Source organism: Lentibacter sp. (genome assembly GCF_965657785.1).
Lineage (GTDB): Bacteria > Pseudomonadota > Alphaproteobacteria > Rhodobacterales > Rhodobacteraceae > Lentibacter.
Genome location: NZ_CBFHPP010000003.1, coordinates 210,013 through 217,611 on the forward strand (window position 1 = coordinate 210,013; position 7,599 = coordinate 217,611).

Below are 7,599 nucleotides of genomic sequence, written 5' to 3' on the forward strand. Positions count from 1 at the left end.
GCAAAATCGTAGCTTTTCGGCCTTGCCGATTGACGCGCCGAAAGGCATCTTATGTCAGATTTTGTGTTGAAATGGGCGCGGGCAACTCCCAAGTTAACACTCTCTTAAACGCGGAAAGCGCTGTGGCTGCCTCAGAAGAGGGGCGCGGCGCCTTGCCACTGAACAGGACAAGAGCATGACAGAAGACTTAAACGCCTCCTACCCGGTATTGCCGCTGCGCGACATTGTGGTGTTCCCCCATATGATCGTGCCGCTTTTTGTCGGCCGTGAAAAATCGGTGCGCGCGCTGGAAGAGGTGATGAATGACGGCAAGCAGATCCTGCTGGCCGCACAGGTTGATCCCGGTGAGGACGACCCCGACACAAACGGTATCTATCAAGTGGGTGTTCTGGCCAATGTGCTACAGCTCCTCAAGCTGCCCGACGGCACAGTCAAAGTGCTTGTCGAAGGCGTCGCGCGGGTCAGCATCACGGGCTATCTTGATAACCCCGAGTTCTTTGAAGCCAGCGCCGAGGCCATGGTTGAAGCGCTTGGCGATGAAGAAACCGTCGAGGCGCTCTTGCGCACGGTGGGCAACGAATTTGAGCGCTATGCAAAAGTGCGCAAGAATATCCCTGAAGAGGCGCTCGCCGCCGTGGGCGAAGCCCAAGAGCCCGAGAAGCTTGCAGACCTTGTCGCAGGACATCTTGGCATTGAGGTCGACCAGAAGCAGGAGCTTCTCGAGACGCTGGATGTCAGCGCGCGCCTTGAGAAGGTCTACGGCCTGATGCAGGGCGAAATGAGCGTGCTGCAAGTCGAGAAAAAGATCAAAACGCGCGTGAAGTCCCAGATGGAGCGCACACAGCGCGAATATTATCTCAACGAGCAGATGAAAGCGATCCAGAAAGAGCTTGGCGACGGCGAAGAAGGCGAGGGCGAATTGGCCGAGCTGGAAGAGCGTATCGGCAAGACCAAGCTCTCCAAAGAAGCCAAGGAAAAGGCCGAGGCCGAGCTGAAAAAGCTCAAGAATATGTCGCCGATGTCAGCCGAAGCCACGGTCGTGCGCAACTATCTAGACTGGATGCTCAGCATTCCTTGGGGCGTAAAGTCACGCGTGAAAAAAGACCTGACCTGCGCCGAGAAGGTGCTGGACGATGACCACTATGGTCTTGAAAAGGTTAAGGAACGTATCGTCGAGTATCTCGCGGTGCAGCAGCGCTCCCAGAAGCTGAAGGGCCCGATCATGTGCCTTGTCGGCCCTCCCGGCGTGGGCAAAACCTCGCTTGGCAAATCTGTTGCCAAGGCCACTGGGCGCGAGTTTATCCGCATCAGTCTTGGTGGTGTGCGCGACGAGAGCGAGATCAGGGGCCACCGCCGCACCTATATCGGCTCCATGCCGGGCAAGATCATTCAGGCGCTGAAAAAGGCCAAAACGACCAATCCGCTGATCCTGCTCGACGAGATCGACAAGATGGGTCAGGACTTTCGCGGCGATCCTGCCTCCGCTATGCTTGAGGTGCTCGATCCCGAGCAAAACAGCACCTTTGTCGACCACTATCTTGAGGTGGAATACGACCTCTCCAACGTGATGTTCCTCACGACCTCGAATAGCTATAATATGCCAGGCCCGCTCTTGGACAGGATGGAGATTATCCCGCTGTCAGGCTACACCGAGGATGAGAAACGCGAGATTGCCAAACAGCACCTGATCAGCAAGCAGATCAAAAACCACGGCCTGAAGGCCAAGGAATTTGAACTGACAGACGAGGGGCTGACCGACATCATCCGCTATTATACCCGCGAGGCGGGCGTGCGAAATCTGGAGCGCGAAGTCGCCAAAGTGGCGCGCAAAGCTGTGACCCAGATCGTCAAGAAAGAGGCCGAGACGGTCAAAGTGACCTCGGACAATCTGGATGACTTCCTTGGCGTGCGCAAATATCGCCATGGTCTGGCCGAAGACGAAAACGCCGTCGGCGTCGTCACGGGGCTGGCCTATACGTCGGTTGGTGGTGATCTATTGCATATCGAGGCCCTCAAGCTTCCTGGCAAGGGCCGCATGAAGACCACAGGCAAGCTCGGCGATGTGATGAAAGAGAGCATCGACGCCGCCTCAAGCTATGTGCGCTCGATCAGCCCGAGCATCGGCGTCAAGCCAACAAAGTTTGACAAGGTCGATATTCACGTCCACGTGCCCGACGGCGCCACGCCCAAAGACGGCCCAAGCGCGGGCCTCGCCATGGTCACCTCGATTGTGTCGGTCCTCACAGGCATTCCCGTGCGCAAGGACATCGCTATGACAGGCGAAGTCAGCTTGCGCGGCAATGCCATGCCGATCGGGGGGCTCAAGGAAAAGCTGCTCGCGGCTCTGCGTGGCGGGATCAAAACAGTGCTGATCCCCGAGGAAAACGAGAAAGATCTCGCCGAAATTCCTGACAACGTGAAAGAGGGGCTTGAACTTATCCCTGTTAAGCACGTCAGCGAGGTGTTGAAATACGCGCTGGTTTCGGCGCCGCAGCCCATCGAATGGGACGAAGAAGCCGAAGAGGCCGCCGCCGCGGCGCGCCTTGCTGGCGAGACAGGGGCCAGCGCAACCGCGCATTAAGGTCAGCCAATCCTCAAGATTTTTAAGCGCCGTCCCATGCCTTGGGGCGGCGCTTTGAGTGAGAGAGGCTTTGGCCGCGGCCCATCTGACACAAATTAGATCAGATGAAAGGCGGTTTTCCTGCAGCCCCCAGATCAAATATCTAGCCAGACGCTCTGGAAATTGTTAAAAGCTATAAAAAAACTAAAATATCTAGAGGTGGATAAAATGACAGCAGCAGTGAAAACAGACACGGACTCCGGCCCGATTGTAAAGCCGGCCACGCCCCCCAAAGCAAAGACAGCGTGCGCGAAGAAACCCGCCGTCAAAAAGACGGCGAAAAAAACCGCGAGCAAGGCGATAAAGACGCCAAGCGCTCCCAAGCCAAAAGCCAAATCCGCGCCCACGACTGCGCCCACAGCAAAAACCGTGGCAAAGCTCGCAGAGGCCAAGCCCGCTGATGCGGCCAGCGTCAAAACCCCGAGACTGCCCCGTTGGGCGCGCCCATCGATGCGCTCAAACTTCCTGCGAAAGCTGCGGGGCTGACGCCCGCGCTGATCAGTGACGAAATGCGCAAAGAACAGCTGCTTGACGAGGTCGCCAAGCGCTCGGGCGCCAAGCGCAAAGACGTAAAGCCGATTGTTGAAGCCATGCTCGAAGTGCTCGGAGAGGCCTTGGGCGAGGCGCGCGATGTCAATCTCAAGCCGCTCGGCAAGATCAAGGTGGCCCGCACCAAGCAAGTCGCCAATGGCCGCGTGATCAACCTGCGCCTGCGCCAGTCCGACATGGTGATCAAAGAGCTGGAAGACAAAGCCGAAGCCGCCGAATGATTTTTTCGTCGCTTCGTCCCGGACGGCAGGGCCGATAAGCGTCAACAAAACAAAGGCGGGGCAGGGGCTCCGCCTTCGTCCTTTCAGCTTGGCGCGAAAGTTTTTCGCAGCTTTCTCGATTTTTCGCGAAAATGGCGCTTGCAAGGGCGGACAGCTGGGGCTAAACACCGCCGCACGGGTCGTTAGCTCAGTTGGTAGAGCGCTTCGTTTACACCGAAGATGTCGGGAGTTCGAGCCTCTCACGACCCACCATTTACCCACCGTATCATGCAGTATAGACCGCCCCGCGCGTTTTCGCGCCGCGCCCCCCAGCTCTATCGCACATCTCTTGCGCGCCGCTGGTTTGGCGCGCCTGACCCTGCTCTTTTTCTTTCTCTAAATATCCTGGGGGGAGGTGTCAAAAGCCGTCAGGCTGTGACACCGGGGGGCAAAGCCCCCTTAAGCCTTCCTCCAACCCGCGCGCCGCCTGCGGGCCACAGAAAGCGGCAAATCGCGCTTTCCCTGATCGGGGCGCGAAAACTACGCCGAAGGCGGCCGATCCCCCTTGCATCATGCGCGCACCCCCCATAGAAGGGCGCAGATTTAGCGGATGTGTGAGCACCCGCCCGTGACGCAATGCCGTAATGCAAAGGATGACAAAATGCAGGTCACCGAGACCCTGAACGAAGGCCTCAAGCGCGCCTATACCATCAAACTGACAGCTGCCGAGCTGGATGGGAAAGTGGATGAGAAACTCAAAGAAGCGCAGCCCGACATTGAAATGAAAGGCTTCCGCAAAGGCAAAGTGCCTATGGCGCTGCTCAAAAAGCAGTATGGCGAGCGCATCATGGGCGAAGCCATGCAAGAGAGCATTGACGGCGCGATGCAAGAGCATTTCGAAGCTTCAGGCGACCGCCCTGCCATGCAGCCACAGGTCACAATGGTTGACGGCGAAAACTGGAAAGCAGGCGACGACGTAGAAGTTGCCATGTCCTATGAAGCTCTTCCAGAGATCCCCGAGGTTGACCTCAAAGGCATCAAGCTTGAGCGCATGGTCGTGAAAGCAGGCGATGATGAAGTCGAAGAAGCGCTGAAGTCTCTCGCAGAAACAGCCCAGAACTTTGAATCCCGCAAAAAAGGCTCAAAGTCCAAAGACGGCGACCAGGTTGTGATCGACTTCCTTGGCAAAGTAGATGGCGAAGCCTTTGACGGCGGCGCTGCGGAAGATTATCCGCTCGTGCTTGGCTCAAACAGCTTCATTCCTGGCTTTGAAGAGCAGCTCGTCGGCGTCAAGGCAGGCGATGAGAAGAACGTCGAAGTGAGCTTCCCTGAAGAGTATCAGGCCGAGCACCTCGCAGGCAAAGCCGCGATCTTTGAATGCAAGATCAAAGACGTGAAAGAGCCGAAAGCCGCCGAGCTCAACGACGAGCTGGCAAAGAACTTCGGTGCTGAAGATCTCGCGGCCCTGAAAGGCCAGATCGCCGAGCGCCTTGAGGCCGAATATGCTGGCGCGTCCCGCGCGGTTATGAAGCGTGGTCTGCTCGACGCGCTCGACAAGCTTGTGTCTTTTGATCTGCCGCCATCACTGCTTGAGTCAGAAGCCGGCCAGATCGCCCACCAGCTCTGGCATGACGAAAACCCAGAGGTTGAGGGCCATGATCACCCGGAAATCACGCCGACCGAAGAGCACACCAAGCTCGCCGCGCGCCGTGTGCGTCTGGGCCTGCTGCTCGCCGAGCTTGGCCAGAAAGCCGAAGTTCAGGTGACAGACGCCGAAATGACCCAAGCGATCATGAACCAAGCGCGCCAGTATCCTGGCCAAGAGCGTCAGTTCTTTGAATTCGTTCAGCAAAATCAGCAGATGCAACAGCAGCTCCGCGCGCCATTGTTTGAAGACAAAGTCATCGACTATGCCTTCGAGCTGGCCACAGTGAGCGAAAAAGAAGTCTCAAAAGACGATCTGCAAAAAGCTGTCGACGCGCTCGACGACGAGTAAGTCAAACCGCTCTGAAAGACGAAAGGCCGCTCCGTATCCCGGGGCGGCCTTTTGCGTTTAGGCAGGGCGCAGACCTGTCTTAACAAGCATCCCGCGCCGTTTGGCTTCATAATAATAGCCGCGCGCATACCAGCTGATGGCTGTGTCCATGTCACCATCCGACAAGAGCCAAGCGCCACGCAGATATTTGCCCGCGTATTTCAGGTTGGTCTCTGCATCAAGCAAGCTCTCGGGCGGCCCCTCGTGGCCCATACTGCGCGCTGTCGCTGGCAATATCTGAAGGAGGCCATAATACGGCCCGTTGCGCGTGGCTGGATTATGCGTGCTTTCGCGGATCGCCAGCTTGTGCAGGAGCGGGCGCGGCAACTCATATAGATCGGCATATTGGTTGATCAGTGCGCGCAGCTCGGGCGTCTCATTCGGGTAAAGCGGCAGGGCATCAACAGGCGGCGGCGCAGGCACGGGGGCGCGCGCAGGAGCACCGCGCCCACAGGCTGTCACAAGCCCGGCCCCGATCATCAACAAAAGAGCCGCGCGGCGGGTCTGAAACATCGGAGAACCTATCAATAAACACACATCCGCTGTTCTAGGCCTATTCTGTGCGCTATGGCCAGCCTGACGCTTGTGCTGCGCGCAAAGCCGCCGAGGGCTAACCCGCTTCGGCCAGAGCCGCTTGCACCGCATCAATCAGCGCTGCTGTCGGCTCTACGCCAAAACTCAGGCGCAAGAAGCCCTCGGGCACAGAATCGCCCCAGCGAGCGCGCCTGTCGCCTGACGAGTGCAGCCCGCCAAAGCTTGTCATCTGGGCAAAGCCTGCGCGTTTAAGGAAGCCATCAGCCGCCCCTGCGCTGGCAAATGTCGCCCCGATAAGAAACCCCTGATCCAGCGCTTGCGGGCTTGGATCGGGATAGATCACCTCGCGCACAGAAGCGCTTGCTTGCAACAGCGGCAAAGCAGCGCGCGCATTGGCACACATCCGCTCCAGCCGCAGCTCGACCGTTTCCAGCCCGCGCAACAAGAGCCATGCCTCATGCGGCGCAGGGATATTGCCCGTCAGATTGCGCACACTGAGAAGCCGCTCCATATAGGCCGCATCACGGCTCGCCACATGGCCCATCAGCACATCCGTATGGCCCGCCATCGCCTTTGTGTCCGAGACAATCACAATATCCGCCCCCAAATCGAGCGGCTGCTGCAAGAGCGGTGTCAGCACAGTGTTATCGACCACAAGCTTTGCCCCTGCGGCATGGCAACGCTCCGCCAAAGCGCGCAGATCAATCACATCAAGCCCAGGGTTTGAGGGCGTCTCAACCACCACAGCCGCATAGCCCGCCAGATCGGCGCTCAGGATGTCGACGGCAGGGCAGGTTTCAAGGCTGACCCCGAAAGGCGCCATGATGTCAGAGACAAGGTTGCGTGCCGCGTAATAGCCATCCGACAGCATCAAAACTTTGTCGCCCCCCTTCAGGAGCGCCACAAAGGCCGCCGAATAGGCGCCCATCCCAGAGGGGAAGAGCAAGCAAGGCGCATCTTCAATTGCCGCAAGGCGCGCCTCGGTGGCTTCAATCGTCGGGTTGGTAAAGCGCGCATAGGTGCGCCGCGCATCAGGATTGCTCGGCAAGGAAAAGGCCGAAGAGAGCACAAGCGGCTCGGGAATAGGATCACCCGCTTTGAGCGTGTCGGTGCGCGCGTGCAGCATCGCCAGAAGGCGGGATTCGATTGGAGCGGGAAGGGACATGGGAAAGCCTTTTGAAGAAATCTCGTGCAAACTATAGGCTTTGGACAAAGCAGGGCAAGGCCATGTGACGCAGCGGAGGCCCATGAAAAAAGCCGCGCTCTCACGAGCGCGGCTTCTATTCTTTTGAGCAGTAAAAAAGCGCTTAGGCTTCGTCGCTGGCCTCGTCCGACTCCGTGGCCTCTGCGCGGGGCGCATCGTCCATGTCGTCGTCATTGGCCGCAGACCCGATATCGTCAAACAGCTCGGCGATCTCGAATTCGGCTTCCGCTTCTGCTTCAGCAGCGAGTTCCTGGATCGACTTGCCTGACGCTTGCAGCGCGGCTTCTTCTGTTGAGCGGGCCACGTTGATTTCGATTGTGGCGCTGACTTCTGGGTGCAAACGCACAAACATATTGTGCACGCCCAGTTGTTTGATCGGCGCTTCAACAGAAACCTGTTTGCGATCAACTGTGAAACCAGCTTCGGTTGCCGCTTCGGCCGCGTCACGTGGTGTGAC

Annotated in this window: 7 protein-coding genes and 1 tRNA gene; 4 read left to right on the top strand and 4 right to left on the bottom strand. The window is 58.1% G+C overall.

Annotated features, from left to right (window positions below; all coding sequences use genetic code 11):
• Window positions 1-175: 175 nt before the first annotated feature.
• Complete coding sequence (lon, locus tag ACTF58_RS03470) at window positions 176-2,581, top strand: endopeptidase La (protein ID WP_438990572.1); 2,406 nt, start codon at window positions 176-178, stop codon at window positions 2,579-2,581.
• Between the two features lie 134 nt (window positions 2,582-2,715).
• Here lon and ACTF58_RS03475 read toward each other — a convergent pair whose 3' ends face one another.
• Window positions 2,716-2,979 carry a hypothetical protein gene (locus ACTF58_RS03475; protein WP_438990573.1) on the bottom strand — a complete coding sequence of 88 codons (264 nt, stop codon included), beginning with the start codon at window positions 2,977-2,979 and terminating at the stop codon, window positions 2,716-2,718.
• Between the two features lie 75 nt (window positions 2,980-3,054).
• Between ACTF58_RS03475 and ACTF58_RS03480 the strand changes: the two genes are divergently transcribed.
• The 3 genes from ACTF58_RS03480 to tig all read left to right on the top strand — a co-directional run bounded on the left by ACTF58_RS03480 (window position 3,055) and on the right by tig (window position 5,365).
• Window positions 3,055-3,390, top strand: coding sequence for an HU family DNA-binding protein (locus ACTF58_RS03480; protein ID WP_438990574.1), 336 nt, complete (start codon window positions 3,055-3,057; stop codon window positions 3,388-3,390).
• Window positions 3,391-3,566: 176 nt separating this feature from the next.
• Window positions 3,567-3,642: transfer RNA gene (locus ACTF58_RS03485), tRNA-Val, on the top strand.
• Between the two features lie 388 nt (window positions 3,643-4,030).
• Window positions 4,031-5,365, top strand: a complete 1,335-nt coding sequence (gene tig / locus ACTF58_RS03490; RefSeq protein WP_438990575.1) for a trigger factor — start codon at window positions 4,031-4,033, stop codon at window positions 5,363-5,365.
• A gap of 57 nt (window positions 5,366-5,422) precedes the next feature.
• On the opposite strand, the gene ACTF58_RS03495 is transcribed toward tig, so the two are convergent.
• The 3 genes from ACTF58_RS03495 to ACTF58_RS03505 all read right to left on the bottom strand — a co-directional run.
• Window positions 5,423-5,917 carry a transglycosylase SLT domain-containing protein gene (locus ACTF58_RS03495; RefSeq protein ID WP_438990576.1) on the bottom strand — a complete coding sequence of 165 codons (495 nt, stop codon included), beginning with the start codon at window positions 5,915-5,917 and terminating at the stop codon, window positions 5,423-5,425.
• A 97-nt stretch (window positions 5,918-6,014) separates the two neighbouring features.
• Complete coding sequence (locus ACTF58_RS03500; RefSeq protein ID WP_438990577.1) at window positions 6,015-7,103, bottom strand: PLP-dependent transferase; 1,089 nt, start codon at window positions 7,101-7,103, stop codon at window positions 6,015-6,017.
• 142 nt (window positions 7,104-7,245) lie between these two features.
• On the bottom strand, window positions 7,246-7,599 hold a 354-nt coding region (locus ACTF58_RS03505), incomplete at its 5' end, for a 50S ribosomal L9 C-terminal domain-containing protein (protein ID WP_438990578.1).